12 protein-coding genes are annotated in these 15414 nt (G+C 37.2%); 7 read left to right on the top strand and 5 right to left on the bottom strand.

Going from position 1 to position 15414, the window contains the following annotated elements; genetic code table 11:
• Positions 1-14 precede the first annotated feature (14 nt).
• The 4 genes from Q0V26_RS11030 (at position 15) to Q0V26_RS11045 (ending at position 5738) form a co-directional block, all read left to right on the top strand.
• Positions 15-911, top strand: a complete 897-nt coding sequence (locus Q0V26_RS11030) for a 1,4-dihydroxy-2-naphthoyl-CoA synthase (protein ID WP_060998009.1) — start codon at positions 15-17, stop codon at positions 909-911.
• Positions 912-1202: 291 nt separating this feature from the next.
• Positions 1203-2891 (top strand): NAD-dependent malic enzyme, encoded by a 1689-nt coding sequence (locus tag Q0V26_RS11035; RefSeq protein ID WP_297481730.1) that lies wholly within the window; start codon positions 1203-1205, stop codon positions 2889-2891.
• A 210-nt stretch (positions 2892-3101) separates the two neighbouring features.
• Positions 3102-3938, top strand: a complete 837-nt coding sequence (locus tag Q0V26_RS11040; RefSeq protein WP_297481731.1) for an ElyC/SanA/YdcF family protein — start codon at positions 3102-3104, stop codon at positions 3936-3938.
• Between the two features lie 429 nt (positions 3939-4367).
• Positions 4368-5738: a DASS family sodium-coupled anion symporter gene (locus tag Q0V26_RS11045; RefSeq protein ID WP_297481732.1), complete on the top strand. Its 1371-nt coding sequence runs from the start codon at positions 4368-4370 to the stop codon at positions 5736-5738.
• Positions 5739-5811: 73 nt separating this feature from the next.
• Here Q0V26_RS11045 and Q0V26_RS11050 read toward each other — a convergent pair whose 3' ends face one another.
• On the bottom strand, positions 5812-6210 hold the full coding sequence (locus Q0V26_RS11050; RefSeq protein ID WP_297481733.1) for a hypothetical protein: 399 nt from the start codon (positions 6208-6210) through the stop codon (positions 5812-5814).
• 1002 nt (positions 6211-7212) lie between these two features.
• Here Q0V26_RS11050 and Q0V26_RS11055 point away from each other — a divergent pair.
• Complete coding sequence (locus Q0V26_RS11055; protein ID WP_297481734.1) at positions 7213-8166, top strand: TerC family protein; 954 nt, start codon at positions 7213-7215, stop codon at positions 8164-8166.
• Positions 8167-8252: 86 nt separating this feature from the next.
• Here the strand turns inward: Q0V26_RS11055 and Q0V26_RS11060 are convergent, their stop codons facing one another.
• Together Q0V26_RS11060 and Q0V26_RS11065 are read right to left on the bottom strand one after the other, a co-directional pair.
• A complete protein-coding gene (locus tag Q0V26_RS11060; protein WP_297481735.1) occupies positions 8253-8984 on the bottom strand; it encodes an HAD family hydrolase in 732 nt (243 codons plus the stop codon).
• A gap of 148 nt (positions 8985-9132) precedes the next feature.
• Positions 9133-10914 carry a L,D-transpeptidase family protein gene (locus Q0V26_RS11065; RefSeq protein ID WP_297481736.1) on the bottom strand — a complete coding sequence of 594 codons (1782 nt, stop codon included), beginning with the start codon at positions 10912-10914 and terminating at the stop codon, positions 9133-9135.
• A gap of 662 nt (positions 10915-11576) precedes the next feature.
• Here Q0V26_RS11065 and Q0V26_RS11070 point away from each other — a divergent pair.
• Both Q0V26_RS11070 and Q0V26_RS11075 read left to right on the top strand, forming a co-directional pair.
• Complete coding sequence (locus Q0V26_RS11070) at positions 11577-13109, top strand: YjjI family glycine radical enzyme (protein WP_297481737.1); 1533 nt, start codon at positions 11577-11579, stop codon at positions 13107-13109.
• A gap of 17 nt (positions 13110-13126) precedes the next feature.
• The gene (locus Q0V26_RS11075; RefSeq protein ID WP_297481738.1) at positions 13127-13999 is read left to right on the top strand and encodes a YjjW family glycine radical enzyme activase; all 873 of its coding nucleotides are present in this window, start codon (positions 13127-13129) and stop codon (positions 13997-13999) included.
• Here the strand turns inward: Q0V26_RS11075 and Q0V26_RS11080 are convergent.
• Together Q0V26_RS11080 and folE are read right to left on the bottom strand one after the other, a co-directional pair.
• Complete coding sequence (locus Q0V26_RS11080; protein WP_297481739.1) at positions 13990-14925, bottom strand: LysR family transcriptional regulator; 936 nt, start codon at positions 14923-14925, stop codon at positions 13990-13992. The two genes, Q0V26_RS11075 and Q0V26_RS11080, sit on opposite strands and share 10 nt — an antisense overlap.
• Positions 14926-15013: 88 nt before the next feature.
• Positions 15014-15414, bottom strand: a 401-nt coding sequence (folE, locus tag Q0V26_RS11085) for a GTP cyclohydrolase I FolE (RefSeq protein WP_297481740.1), incomplete at its 5' end; no start/stop codon positions are given.

Consider the following 15414-nt stretch of genomic DNA (forward strand, 5'->3'; position numbering starts at 1 on the left):
GGAGGCTGTGCCGTATGACTAGCAAAACCATTTTTAACCCTGAATTATGGGAAGCCGTTCCAGGCTTTAACTTTGAAGACATCACTTACCATCGTGCTAAAGCGCATGGAACAGTACGTATTGCCATTGATCGTCCTGATTGCTTAAATGCCTTTCGCCCTAAAACTGTCGATGAACTTTACACAGCGCTTGATCATGCTCGTCAATGGTCAGATGTAGGTTGCGTATTAATTACCGGTAACGGCCCTTCTCATAAAGGACAGTGGTCTTTCTCATCGGGTGGCGATCAACGTATTCGTGGTAAAGATGGCTACAAATATGAAGGTGCTGAAGAAGGTACTGCTGATGTTGCTCGTATGGGTCGTTTGCATATCCTTGAAGTACAACGTCTTATTCGCTTTATGCCAAAAGTAGTAATCGCGGTTGTACCTGGTTGGGCTGTTGGTGGTGGTCATAGTCTACATGTTGTTTGTGATTTAACTCTTGCCTCTAAAGAGCATGCTGTATTTAAACAAACTGATCCTGATGTTGCATCATTTGATTCTGGTTATGGCTCTGCATATTTAGCGAAGATGATCGGTCAAAAACGTGCGCGTGAAATCTTCTTCTGTGGTTTTAACTACAGTGCGCAAGAAGCTTATGACATGGGAATGGTAAACAAAGTAGTTGATCACTTTGAGCTTGAAGAAGAAGCACTACGCTGGGCGAAAGAAATTAACAGTAAATCACCAACAGCAATGCGTATGCTTAAATATGGCTTTAACTTACCAGACGATGGTTTAGTTGGTCAGCAATTATTCGCCGGTGAAGCAACCCGTTTAGCTTATGGCACCGCAGAAGCGCAAGAAGGCCGTGATGCTTTCCTAGAAAAACGCGATCAAGATTTCAGCAAATTCCCTTGGCATTATTAATACGGATTACAAAAAATAGTAACAAGATGATCCTATTGCGTTACTAACACTGAGGCATATCTCATTTTATAAACAAAAGCTCTTATTCAAGGGCTTTTATTTTACCCTAATTATTAGTTGCCATAAAAAACAGGTCTATTTTTGCTTATTAATAAAATAAACATCAGAAACATGACCGCTTTCTCGAAATAAATCACTCTACCCTTTGAATTATCAACGATGAAGTTCTAGCATTAGCAGCATAGAAATTCTCAGTCCAGTTTCTGGCTTAATCGCAACAGAGTTTATCGTATGAACAATAATAAAAGACCTCTATATATTCCTTACGCCGGCCCAATACTCCTTGAGACGCCATTACTAAATAAAGGCAGTGCTTTCTCTATTGAAGAGCGCATGTTTTTCAACCTAGAAGGTCTTCTTCCTGAAGCTATCGAATCAATAGAAGAACAAACTGAACGTGCTTACCAGCAATATCAGAAATTTGATAACGATATGGATAAGCATATTTACCTACGCAATATCCAAGATACCAATGAAACGCTTTTCTACCGCCTTGTAGAAAACCATATCACAGAAATGATGCCGATCATTTATACACCAACAGTTGGTTCTGCCTGTGAAGACTTCTCTAATATCTACCGTCGTGGCCGCGGTTTATTCATTTCATACCCAAACCGTGATCGCATTGAAGACATGTTAAATAATGCATCTCGCCAAAATGTAAAAGTGATTGTTGTCACTGACGGCGAACGTATTCTTGGCTTAGGTGATCAAGGTATCGGTGGTATGGGTATTCCTATCGGTAAACTGTCACTTTATACCGCTTGTGGTGGTATTAGTCCTGCTTACACATTACCCGTTGTACTAGATGTAGGTACCAATAACCCACAACGTCTTTCTGATCCAATGTACATGGGCTGGCGACACGCACGTATCACTGGTTCTGAGTATGACAGCTTTGTTGATGATTTCATTCAAGCTGTTAAACACCGTTGGCCTGAAGCATTGATCCAATTTGAAGACTTCGCTCAAAAAAATGCGATGCCATTACTTGAACGTTATAAAGATAAGGTATGTTGCTTTAATGATGATATTCAAGGCACTGCAGCGGTTACTGTTGGTTCATTATTAGCGGCATGTAAAGCGGCTGGCACCAAATTATCCGATCAACGTGTGACTTTCTTAGGTGCAGGTTCTGCTGGTTGTGGTATTGCTGAAGCTATCATTGCCCAAATGGTCGCTGGCGGTATTACTGATGCTCAAGCGCGTAGCCAAGTATTTATGGTAGATCGTTGGGGCTTATTAGTTGAGAATATGCCTAACTTACTCAACTTCCAACAAGCCTTGGTACAAAAGAACACTAATATTGAAGATTGGGAACTATCAGATAGCAATATTTCATTATTAGATGTTATGCGCAACGCTAAACCAACAGTATTAATTGGTGTTTCAGGTGTTCCAGGGTTATTTAGCGAAGAAGTTATTCGTGAAATGTATGCTCATTGCCCTCGCCCAATTATTTTCCCATTATCGAACCCAACCAGCCGTGTTGAGGCAACACCGTTTGATCTCATTCATTGGACTGAAGGTAATGCATTAGTCGCAACAGGCTCACCGTTTGATCCTGTCGTTTACGAAGGCAAAACTTACCCAATCGTTCAATGTAATAATAGTTACATCTTTCCGGGGATTGGTTTAGGCGTTCTAGCTGTTAATGCGCGCCGCGTAACCAGTGAAATGTTGATGGAAAGTAGCCGTGCACTAGCAGAATGCTCACCATTAGCGATTCATGGTGAAGGTCCATTACTGCCAGGGCTTGAAGATATTCAAAAAGTATCCCGTAAGATTGCTTTTGCCGTTGCTAAAAAAGCAGTGGAACAACACAAAGCACCTAAAAATTCTGATGAGCGCATTCGTGAAAAGATCGATGCTAACTTCTGGCAATCAGAATACCGCCGCTACAAGCGCACTTCATTTTAACTAAATACCAACTTATTATTAACCCATTACCAACATTCGAAGTATTGATTAATACTTCGAATGTTTATTTCAAGCAGTTTAATACATGATATTGTGCACAAAACCTACAAACTGTCCTGATTGACGCTTCTGTTTGATCTTTTTTAAACAAAAACATCATCTATTAAGGTAAGATATTAAGAAAGCATTATATTTTTTGATTGGATAATTATGAAGCTGCTCAACATTATTCGCATTACTGCAGTTCTCTTTATCATCTTCGTTGCCACGTTATTATTACTTGATCGTTGGGTTTCTGCACAAACAGCAAACCAGATTTATCACGACCCTTCAAAACTACCAGATTATAAAGTTGGATTAGTTTTAGGCACCAGTAAATACATTGCTAAAACACTTAATCCTTATTATACCTACCGCATGTCAGCCGCTATCGATTTATATAATAAGCATAAAGTAGATGTTTTTTTAGTTAGTGGTGATAACGCACATCGTTCGTACAATGAGCCTCGCACAATGAAGCGTGATTTATTAAAGGCGGGTGTGTCTAAGAATGAAATAGTATTAGATTACGCAGGTTTCCGTACTCTTGACTCAGTTGTTCGAGCTAAAAAAGTTTTTGATACTAATCGTTTTGTTATTATTACTCAGCAATTTCATTGTGAGCGTGCGCTCTTTATTGCTAATCACTATAATATCAACGCAACCTGCCTAGCAGTTAAAGAGCCTCGTCGCGGTATGGCTAGTTTTAAAATTCGAGTTCGCGAAGTATTTGCTCGTATAAAAGCAATGATTGATTTATTTATATTACATGCACAACCTAAGTTCTTAGGCCCTAAAGAACCCATCATTGATCCATTAATTACCGCGCCTGTGGAACATATTCTTGCACCAATAACTGATCAGACTCCAATTAAAATAATCGTCCCCTCTGCCGCGATAAAAACAATTTCACCACCACCAGCATTAAAAATTAACATTAAAAAAGCCAGACCCGTACTCATGAGGTATCTGGCTTTTAATCAGTCTTTTATTAAACTATTTGACTGACTTTATTTCTATTATTCATATTATCAAAAACCCGCTGTCGAACACATTTCATATGCTCTTGCGCTTCTCTATGAATTTTTTTAGTTAAGCTAATCTTTTTTTCTTTCATTATCCACTAGTATTTATGCTTATAAGCACTCCATTGCAGTGCCTATAATAGCATAACCTAGATCGCGCAGCACTAGTTATCTTAAGCCAAATTATATAACGCTAAAAAGCATTATTTCAGCAATATATAGCCTCCAGAAAATACAACCTAGCACATTAAAAATCACATTAAGATCACAATACACACAAATACTCAACAAGTACCTTTTATAAATATACTTCTATCACATTCATACTACCGCAACCCATCGTATGATCGCTCCTGCTTACTAAAAGCTAATTATAAAAATAATATAGTCTCAACATATGGAAGATTCACCTATGACAACGCTTGCTCTTACACTCAAACATTGGCTATTCAATAAGAATAGTTTAATTCTGATTGGCAATAGTTTAATGATGTTCATACTCATCAATACATTACCTTTTGAACGTAATGTTGTGATTGGTTTAAGCATATTATTCTTCGTTGCTGTAATGTGGCTAACTGAAGCCCTCCATGTCAGTATTACAGCCCTACTCGTTCCGCTACTCGCTGTAGGGTTTGGTGTTTTTGATACATCTAAAGCATTAACAAGCTTTTCAAATCCGATCATCTTCCTATTCTTAGGTGGGTTTGCCCTTGCTGCAGCACTACATAAACAACAACTTGACCAAGTGATTGCGGATAAAGTGCTGATCGCAGCCAAGGGGCGTATGTCCGTGGCGGTAATTATGTTATTTGGTGTAACCGCTGTATTATCGATGTGGATCAGTAATACCGCCACAACCGCAATGATGCTGCCGCTTGTCCTCGGTGTACTAAGTAAAGTAAATACCAAAAGTAATCATAAAACCTATGTTTTTGTATTATTAGGTACGGCCTATTGTGCCAGTATCGGCGGCATTGCAACAATTGTTGGAAGTCCACCTAACGCCATTGCTGCAGCTGAGGTGGGTTTAAGCTTTACTGAATGGATGGCCTTTGGTGTTCCAGTTACTATTATTCTATTGCCACTCACTGTCGCATTACTGTATATCACCTTAAAACCCGATCTAAACCACCAATTTGAACTTGAGCATACCCCTATTCAATGGAGTAACGGTAAGCTAATCACAATGGTTATTTTCATAATAACTGTTGCTTTATGGGTATTCAGTAAACCCATTAATGCTTTTTTAGGTGGCTATGCTAAATTTGACACCTTAGTTGCTTTAAGTGCCATCATCATGCTCGCAGTATCGAGAGTGGTTGAATGGAAAGATATTAAGAACTCAACAGATTGGGGGGTGTTATTACTGTTTGGAGGCGGTATTTGTTTAAGTAACGTGCTTAAAGTAACAGGAACAAGTGTCTTTCTTGCCACAGCTCTCAGTGACATGCTACATCAAGCTGGGCTACTACTGACTATTCTAGCTGTAGCTATTTTTGTGGTTTTTCTTACTGAATTTGCCAGTAATACAGCAAGTGCCGCGTTATTAGTCCCTGTTTTTGCTACGGTAGCTGAAGCGTTAGGTGTATCACCTGTTGTATTATCAGCCTTAATTGCTATTAGTGCGTCTTGTGCGTTTATGCTCCCTGTTGCCACCCCACCCAATGCGATTGTGTTTAGTACCGGTTATATAAAGCAAAGTGAAATGATGCGAGTTGGACTTTATTTAAATATTGTTTGTATTATATTTTTGACTATATTTACGTGGCTATTTTGGTAAAAACACTAATAACTACATAATATATTGATATATTAGAAAGGTGATGCAAAGCATCACCTTTTTATCAGTTACTTTAATCAAGAGTAAATAATAGCTGCTCGCTATTACCCCGAACAAAATCAACCGTCCCCTTTATTCTACTTTTTAATTCAATTAATTGTCGTTCTTCAAGCGAATATGGAAGATAAACGACAAGCCGCATAATACCTTCTTGTTTCGCTAAAGATGACAATCGAATTAAATTATTAATATCACTGGTATGGCTTGATAATATTTTCAATGCTTTTTTTTCTAACTGCTCAGCACTAGATAAATTATTTTTACCTATTGTTTTTACTGTCGCTTCAAATAACGGAATTAAATATGTTAAAGCATCCATAAATGATAAACGTTGCTGGCATGATTTAGATAAAAATGCTGTATAATCAAAAATTACATCCTTTTCTATAATCTTATCAACTCCTGTTTCCATAGCTATCCTTAGTCAGAAACATACAATTCATTTAGGTATAATGAGGGAATACCTAATGATATCACTATACGTTGATATCAATTCTAATTGTACATTTCACAATTAAAGTCTGTGATGAACATCTCATTCTATTTACACTTCAACGTACAAAAAAACAATAAAAAACAAATATTTAACAAAAAAGTTACAAAGAATACTTTATAAATAACTTAATATCTATAAAATTATACTGCATTTACAAAAAATCGTTGCTAGCAATAATTAACCTTATTCCTGTAAAACAATTTATAGCAACATCACTACCTAATAAATAATCATTCAATAATCCTACATCATTGGACGTATTGTTAGTCGGCCCCAAATGTAAGTAAAAATCCCATTATTGATACTGTTAATTCTATAATTGATAACATTGCCTATATTTAACAAACTACCTTACGAGTGTAAAATATCACCAGTTATTATTAACGCCCTAAAATACTGACTTTATCATCACAATAAAACGATAATTTATTCACCGTATTGGAAATTAATTGCATTAAATTAACGCCATTTTAAATATTGAGTAAAATTAACCATAAAAACGACTGGAAACTTATGAGCTACAAGTCTAAAATTGCCTCGTTTGGGGAGTAGTCACAATTGTTCGCCTGTCGTCATCTCGAAGTCACAAACTTCCGGCAGCCGTAAATGGATTTGCTCGCAGTAATTATTGTCTGCAATAGACACCACTGCTAGCACCATTTTGACGAGACCAATGCCATTATCGTTTACATGAAAATGTAATCGAACCTATACAAGATAATGTATGGGTTTTTTAATGTGCGGAAGGTTTTGTTTAGGCTCGCCTATCGCATACCTTTCGTATTTTATTCTGTGTAATAACACATTGTTATAATTACTAGTTTATTTAATTCGATCCTTTCTAAATAGCATTAAATAAGCAATAAAATTAATAACAATAAATTATCGCACGAGATATTTATATAAAGAGAGAACTCTATGAGTATTTTTAGCTATGAAGGGTTTGCTGTATTAACAGTATTAATGCTTGCATTGGATTTATACCAAACACGTGGTGGTAAAATTTCGATCAAAACTGCGGCTATTTGGAGCGTGTTTTGGGTATGTTTAGCCTTTGTTTTTATGGGGTTTATTTACCTATACTGGCCTCAAATGGCGCCAGAAAGTACATATACAAATAAACAAGCAGCAACATCATTTATTACTGGCTATTTATTAGAAAAATCTTTAAGTGTTGATAACTTATTTGTTTTTGCATTAATCTTTGGCCAATTTGCTGTACCTGAACGTCTACGTCCTCGTATTCTAATGTTAGGTATTGTTGGTGCTCTCTTCCTACGTGCAGGTATGATTGGTGTTGGTGCAAAACTATTAGCTGATTATCACTGGATCCTATACATCTTCGCCGTTTTCTTACTTTACACTGGTTTTAAACTTTGGCGCGAAGGTGAAGAAGAACAAGAAGACTTCTCAAACTCAGCGCCTGTACGTATTGTAAAACGCTTCTTTAGAGTTTCTGATGATTATCACGATCATAAAATGTTCATTAAAGACAGCAAAGGTTGGCTTGCAACACCATTATTAGTCGTAGTAGCTGTTATCTCATTAACAGATGTAATGTTTGCACTGGATTCAATTCCTGCAATATTTGCAGTAACACAAGAAGCATTTCTAGTCTTTACCGCTAATGTGTTTGCTCTATTAGGTTTACGTTCACTATATTTCGTATTAGAAGGTATGTTAACGCGTTTCTGCTATTTACGTGTTGCATTAGCATTTATATTAAGTTTCATTGGTATCAAAATGTTACTTGTTGGTTCGCCATATGCAATTCCAACAGTGATTTCACTTTGCGTGATCATTCTTTCTATTACGATTGCTATCAGTGCATCACTATGGAAAACACGCAATATAGAAACAACTGAACAATAATTACTGACTCAATAAAAATGCCACGGCCAACTAAACAAAATAGATAGCCTGTGGCGTTTTTTTACTTATAAAAAGTTAACTATGTACTAAGCAAAATGCTGCGTTATCACGTTCAGTAATTGTTGTGGTTGAGCCACAATATATGATGGAGTGATTTGTGATAGCTTATCATGATCACTTATCTTGCCTGTATCAACCCACACACTAGTAATACCCGCTCTATTCGCACCTGCAATATCAGCCGCTAATGAATCTCCCATATGAAGAACTTCATTTGGCTCACACTTCACCAAATTTAATGCTTTTTTGAAAATACTTAATGCAGGCTTCTCTTCAGGTTCTTCTCCACCAACAATAATATGGTCTACATGTTGATCCATCGCTGTAGCGGCTAGTTTAGGATACTGAGAAAAAACAGGGCCGTTAGTGATCACCACCAGCTTATAGTGTTGACGAAGCGTCGCAAGCATCGCTTTAACTTCAGGAAAGAAGTCAAACCCAGCCATACGGCCATCATCAAACACCGCTTGAATAGCCTTTGCTTGCTCAAAAGAAAGAGAGAGCTGTTGCTGAGCAAATAGTGTTTGTACTAATGTTTGACGAAACAGTAATTCATTATCTAATAACGCCACTAATTGTGGAAATTCACTATTTAACTGTTTATAAATTCCAGCAATGTAGCGTTGGCAAAAAACATCTGCATTCAATGCCGGAAACTGTGATTGAACATGGTATTTTAATGTTGTTAATGCTTGTTTATCTGCAACTGATGTCGCACATAAAGTTTCATCCATATCTAAAAAAATAGCTTTTAACATTGCGTTCCCATTGTGCCGTACATTAAGACACCCTAACTATATTGTTTAAAAATAATAACCAAATTCTACCCTGAGTTATCAAATTGCGCACATAAAAAAGCCAGCATCTAAATGCTGGCTTTAAACAGAGTGCGTAATCAACAATTATTTAGTGATTTACAAAATCTTTCATGGTAATAAATTTAACTTTGATTGGCTTAGCTTGTGGTGAGTCATAACCATAAATGTCACTACGCATTTGTAGATGTCCATCTTGATCAACCCATGCAGTTAAGTACACAAAGTCAACATCAATACGTTTAGATAGGCTCACAACTTTATGTTTCTTGGAATCTAACATTGTTTTAAATGATTTCATATTACTACGATTTTGATAATTAATAACGTAGTTGGCTAAATCATCAGCACGCTCAACACGAACACAACCTGAACTTAGATCACGCTTATTGCGGCTAAATAAACCATGTGCAGGCGTATCATGTAAGAAAATAGCATAGTCATTTGGCATTAAGAATTTCACTGTACCCAATGAATTACGAGGACCAGGGCCTTGCTGGAATTCATGAGGGAATGTTTTTGGATCTACTGTAGCCCAATTAATACTACTTGGTGAAATAACAGTACGATCACGCCAGCTATTTAGAATTTGCATATTATGTGCTTTCAAGTAATTACGCGATCTTTTCACTTTCGGAATAACATCGTTTTGCTTGATAGTAATTGGGACATTCCAATATGGATTCACAACCATGGTTGTGATCGCAGATGAGAACAAGTTTGTTGGACGAGTATCACGGCCTACAATAACTTTAGACTCAAATACTTTTTTACCATTATCGAATACTTCTAACTTATAGTTCGGAATATTTACCCAGATATGCGCACGCGTATCGTTATGACGGTTTAAAGCAGATAAACGTAGCGTATTCAATGCAAGAACACGTGCAATATCACTATAAGGCATCACTAACTGTTTAACAGTACCCGAACCAATAACGCCATCAACACTTAGACCATGACGCTTTTGAAAGGTCTTCAGGCTATTAAACATAATGCCTGTATTTTTAATTGTTGACTGAGCTAATAAGGTATCTCGATCAGCTGCGGACATATCACCTAGGTTATATAGAACCTTAACAATTTCATGTCCTTTTGGTAATACAGCACCTCGGCGATATATGCCTTTAAAATTTGATGCAACTAAATGGTGTGGTGCTAATTTTTCAAATTTCTGAATAACCTTCATCGTTGACTCAAAATCAACATATGTAGGGCGGTACTTTGTTAATTTAGCCAATGTCATTGGATATGCGTCATCACCCTTTGCATATTCCATCATGCTATGAGTCATTTTGACAGGTTTAGACAAAAATAACACATTGCGGTGCTGAGCGATGTAATTCTGAAATGCACGGTAAACATAGTAAGTATCTGTCGCTAGTAAATCATAACCACGTAGATTACCTTCTTGTTCAAGTTTCTTCATTTCAGCTAAACGCTGTGCAATACCCGGCAGCATTTTGCTATCTGCGAGTACTTGAAGCTGTAATGACAACTCATTACGTAGCGCCTCTGTATTCCAGAGCGGGTAAAATTTATTTTGCGCATAAGCTTGTTCGATTTGTGGCACGAAACACACATTACTGGTTGTTTCACCACATAAAATTTTCGTACTTTTCAAATGTAGATTATTCAATGAAGACCAATCAACACTGCCCGTTGTTAACGGTGCTTTTCGCGTCTCAGCAGGAATTTCAGGTAATGCCGTACTAGAACCGACAATCGGCACATCGTTATTTTGTGATACAACAGCAACATTCTCTGGAATAGTAGAATTTACCTCAGCAGCAAAAACACTACCAGGCACCATCAATGATAACATTAAAAGTTTACTTACACGTTTAGCAACAATACGTTGAGGATTAAACATCGTCAAAGCGATCCTTACCTATAAAATAGAACAAAAAATACCATACCTAGCATTACAGCTTATCTTATTGATATGCAATGACGGCAATCCATAGTTCATAAAAAAACTAACTAAGTATATTTAGACAAATTTTGGCAAATGATACAATTTAAAAAATGAAACTTTAAAAATTAATTATGCCATATCATGATTTTTTATTTATAAACCTCACAAAAAAAATAAATAAAACATTGATTATAAAGAGATTAAATTTTATCTTTTTATTTTAACACTAAAAAAAACAGTTTTTTATTAAAAATTTTATCTAATGTAAAAAAATAGATTTTTCGTTTTTCCGCCTAATATTTGCTCAATAATTAAGCTCTATGGTTATTTCTACTATAATAATATCGATCCTTTATACCTCTTCTTCATGCCTAAAATAGCAACAACCTCCCTATTCGCATCGCTGTTACATAATCACTATTGCATATATGTGCTTTCACTTTCGTATTGCACCTAATGGCAATACTTATTATCACTCATCAATATGATGCTGAGTCATACTTACAATACGAATTTCTATTTTGGAAAAACCAAATTCTTCCTTTTTCACTTCGGGAAAAAGAAAATATACGCTAGATTAACCATATAAAACTTATGGATATAAGAAGAACATAACAATGACACTACAGAGTAATATCAAAAACATCATTACTGATGCAACATTAAGTGCAAAACAAAAAACGTTGTTCCTGTCATCAGAAGCTGAAGCACTTGTCGATTACATGCCTATTTCTAGCGCTATTTTAGCGGCCAAAGAAGCTGGAATTATTTGTGATATGTTTGAAGGTAATGCCCCTTTCAAACCTCGTTATGTTCTTCCTGATTATGCCAAGTTTTTACAGCAAGGTTCAGAGTATCTAGAACTGGAACCTGCAACAAATTTAGATGAAGCCATCAATCTACTGACTATTATTTATCATCATGTACCGTCAGTCACTAATATTCCCGTTTATCTTGGTCAACTTGACGAAATATTACTGCCATTTACTACGGGTATCAGCGAAGATATTTTATACCATAAGCTGAAAAATTTCTGGATTATGCTTGACCGTACTCTTCCTGATGCCTTCATGCACGTCAATGTCGGCCCAACTGACAACATTGTTTGCCGCATGATTTTGACTATCGATGCCGAACTTAAACAAGTCGCACCCAATTTAACCTTTATGTACGACCCCACAACCACGCCAGATAGCCTGCTACAACAAGCATGTAATAATATCTGCGAGTGCAGTAAGCCACATATCGCTAACTACCCAATGTTCTCAGATGCTTTTGGCAAACCGGGATTCGGTATTGTAAGTTGCTATAACTCTCTTCCGCTTGCCGGTGGTGCAAACACCCTTGTCCGTCTTAATCTAAAAGAAGTGGCATTGCAAAGTAATAGCATTGAAGATTTTTTAACATCGACCTTGCCTCGTTATTGTGCACTAATGTTTGAACTGATTGACGCACGTTCAGCATTTTTACATCAAGAATCAAACTTCTTTACTGGTTTCTTAACCACAGAGGGTTTGATTAATGAAGATCGTTTTGCCCCTATGTTTGGTATTTATGGCATGGCAGAAGCCGTTAATATTCTGATGGAGAAATCAGGCTCAGTAGCTAAATACGGACATAACGAAGAGGCAAATACTATTGCACTAAAAATCAGTGAAACATTAAGTGACATTGTAACAACAACCCCAGTAAAATACGGTTTTAATGGTCGAGCATTATTACACTCTCAAGGTGGCATTAGTTGTGATCATGAAGTCACACCTGGCATTCGTATTCCTTACGGTACCGAACCCGATCCTGTAATGCACATTAAAGCATTAGCCGCTCATCATAAATACTATACATCGGGTATCAGTGAAATTTTAACTCTTGAAGAAACCATTAAAAACAACCCACTCGCATTAATGCAATTATGTAAAGGTGCATTAGCGTTAGGTTTCCGTGAATTCACCGCAAACGTTGCCAGCAATGATCTTGTACGTGTCACTGGTTACATGGTTAAACTATCTGATATTGCGAAATTCAAACAACAAGGCTCACGAACAAATACAACTTGGTTAGGTACTGAAGCTTCTGAAAATACACATATTCTAGAGCGTCAGCCACGTGTTGTTAGTCGTGAAATGTCACCTGTTTACCCATCAAAATAAATGAAGAGCACCATATTATGATTTCAGCTACCGTCAGCAAAATATTGAACTACTCATGTGTTGATGGGCCAGGTAATCGTATGGTGCTGTTTTTGCAGGGGTGTAACTACCGCTGCAAAAACTGCCATAATCCACAAACTATAGATATGTGTAATCAATGTGGTGATTGTATACCAAGTTGCCCAACGCAATCATTACAGCTCACCACACAAAACAATAAACCATTTGTCGTGTGGAACATGCCAACCTGTACTGAATGCGATGCATGCTTAATCGCGTGTAATAGACAATCAACACCAAAAACACATCAGCTAACAATAGCTGATACCTTGGCATTGATCAGAGATAACGTATTCTTTATTAATGGTATTACGGTAACGGGGGGCGAAGCAACATTACAATTACCATATATAATTGCCCTCTTTAAGGCGATTAAGTTCGATCCCAGCTTGCAACATCTCAGCTGTATGATCGACAGTAACGGTAGTTTAAGTATTACAGGGTGGCAATCAGTCTCCCCTTACCTTGATGGGGCGATGATTGATTTAAAAGCATGGAATAACACCACTCATCGGTGGTTAACCGGCCGTGATAATGACCGAGTATTGGCGAGTATTTGTTGGTTAAGTCAACATCAAAAATTATATGAGATACGCTTATTGCAGATTCCAGACGTCACTGATTATGAGCTATACATCGATGATGTTGCGGGATATTTAGCAACATTAGGTAATGACGTTCGTATAAAGCTTAATGCATTTCAACATCATGGGGTTACCGGTGAATCATTAAATTGGACAACGTGTAACCAAACCGATATTGAAACATTAGCAACGCAACTAACCGAACGTAATGTCACTAACCTAATTCTTCCAACGGTTTATGTGTAACGACCGATTTTATGTCCAACGGTTGTAATCTGTTGATACAACCACCGCACTGCAGGATCGTTCATACATGGCTGATACCACACTAAACTGTACCCGACTTGACCATAATTAAACGGTAATGCTTTCATAGTCAATGATTGTGCTTGCGCTGCTACTTTTGCCCATTTCTTTGAACAAGTAAACAGTAATTTAGTATTTTTACACAGTGTCGCTGCCGCACCAAAATCGGCGACATTGACCATAATTTTACGTTTTCTATGTTGCTGAATAAGCTGCATTTCAAAAAATGGCACACTAAGATCATTATCAACAATTCCAATATGATCGTAATGTAAATAATCATCGATCGTCAGTGATTGAGTCGCCAATGGGTGTTCATTAGACATTAAACACACCATTTCATCGGTAAATAAGGTTTCCCAAACCAAATTATTATCGATATTTGGTGGCTGGCTAAGATCATGAGGCAGAATAATAAAATCTAACACCCCTTTTGCTAACCCGCTAACACCAATATTATCTTTAGACCAAATATCTAATCGAATATTGGGTGCCAGCTTTAATACTTGCTCACATAACGGTGCTGCAAGTAACTCAAAAGTGCTTTCACGCATCGACAATGAAAAACTCCCCGCATAATGCGCAACATCAAATTGTTCCTGAGTCATAATTTGATTCATGTCATTGATCATTTGATGTACTGTTGGCCCTAAACGACGCGCTAATGGCGTTGAAACTAAGCGATTACCATTACGGTAAAATAACTCATCATTTAAAGTGCCTCGAAGCTGGGTGAGGGTTTTACTAACGGAGGATGGGCTGACACATAATCGATGGGCACACGCTGTCACACTGAGGGTGTCTAACATAACGTGTAAGGTAATAAGGTGCTTCATGCTAATGCGTGATAGCTTAATTAAATCCATTTACTATCTCTTGAATATAAATAAAAAATGCCAGTCAACATGTATTGACTAGCATTTAAATAACAATCAGTTACAACAGACACAGCGCTTAACGAATACCACTTAAAAATTCAGCACGCGTAGCAGGATTGCGTTTAAAAATTCCGCCGAGTGCCGTCGTTGTCGTTACACTGGTTGCATCCATTACACCGCGAGATTTAACACAGTAATGGGTTGCATCAATAGTAACAGCAACATCTTCACTTTCAAGTAGCGTTTGTAATGCCACTAAAATTTGTTGCGTTAGTCGCTCTTGCACTTGTGGGCGTTGAGAAAAGAAACGCACAATACGGTTAATTTTTGATAAACCTATAATTTTCCCACGTGGAATATAAGCAACTGTCGCTTTACCATCGATGGTAATTAAATGGTGCTCACAAGTACTGGTTAATGTGATGTCTTTTACTCGCACCATTTCATCACAGTTCATTTTATTTTCAATCACTGTGA

The organism is uncultured Photobacterium sp., assembly GCF_947039875.1.
Lineage (GTDB): Bacteria > Pseudomonadota > Gammaproteobacteria > Enterobacterales > Vibrionaceae > Photobacterium.

Excerpts from the sequence above, each read along its gene's own strand:
- Q0V26_RS11080 (WP_297481739.1), bottom strand. The coding sequence starts at position 14,925 with ATGGATTTAATTAAGCTATCACGCATTAGCATGAAGCACCTTATTACC.
- Q0V26_RS11045 (WP_297481732.1), top strand. The coding sequence starts at position 4,368 with ATGACAACGCTTGCTCTTACACTCAAACATTGGCTATTCAATAAGAAT.
- Q0V26_RS11060 (WP_297481735.1), bottom strand. The coding sequence starts at position 8,984 with ATGTTAAAAGCTATTTTTTTAGATATGGATGAAACTTTATGTGCGACA.
- Q0V26_RS11055 (WP_297481734.1), top strand. The coding sequence starts at position 7,213 with ATGAGTATTTTTAGCTATGAAGGGTTTGCTGTATTAACAGTATTAATG.
- Q0V26_RS11040 (WP_297481731.1), top strand. The coding sequence starts at position 3,102 with ATGAAGCTGCTCAACATTATTCGCATTACTGCAGTTCTCTTTATCATC.
- Q0V26_RS11075 (WP_297481738.1), top strand. The coding sequence starts at position 13,127 with ATGATTTCAGCTACCGTCAGCAAAATATTGAACTACTCATGTGTTGAT.
- Q0V26_RS11035 (WP_297481730.1), top strand. The coding sequence starts at position 1,203 with ATGAACAATAATAAAAGACCTCTATATATTCCTTACGCCGGCCCAATA.
- Q0V26_RS11050 (WP_297481733.1), bottom strand. The coding sequence starts at position 6,210 with ATGGAAACAGGAGTTGATAAGATTATAGAAAAGGATGTAATTTTTGAT.
- Q0V26_RS11065 (WP_297481736.1), bottom strand. The coding sequence starts at position 10,914 with ATGTTTAATCCTCAACGTATTGTTGCTAAACGTGTAAGTAAACTTTTA.
- Q0V26_RS11070 (WP_297481737.1), top strand. The coding sequence starts at position 11,577 with ATGACACTACAGAGTAATATCAAAAACATCATTACTGATGCAACATTA.
- Q0V26_RS11030 (WP_060998009.1), top strand. The coding sequence starts at position 15 with ATGACTAGCAAAACCATTTTTAACCCTGAATTATGGGAAGCCGTTCCA.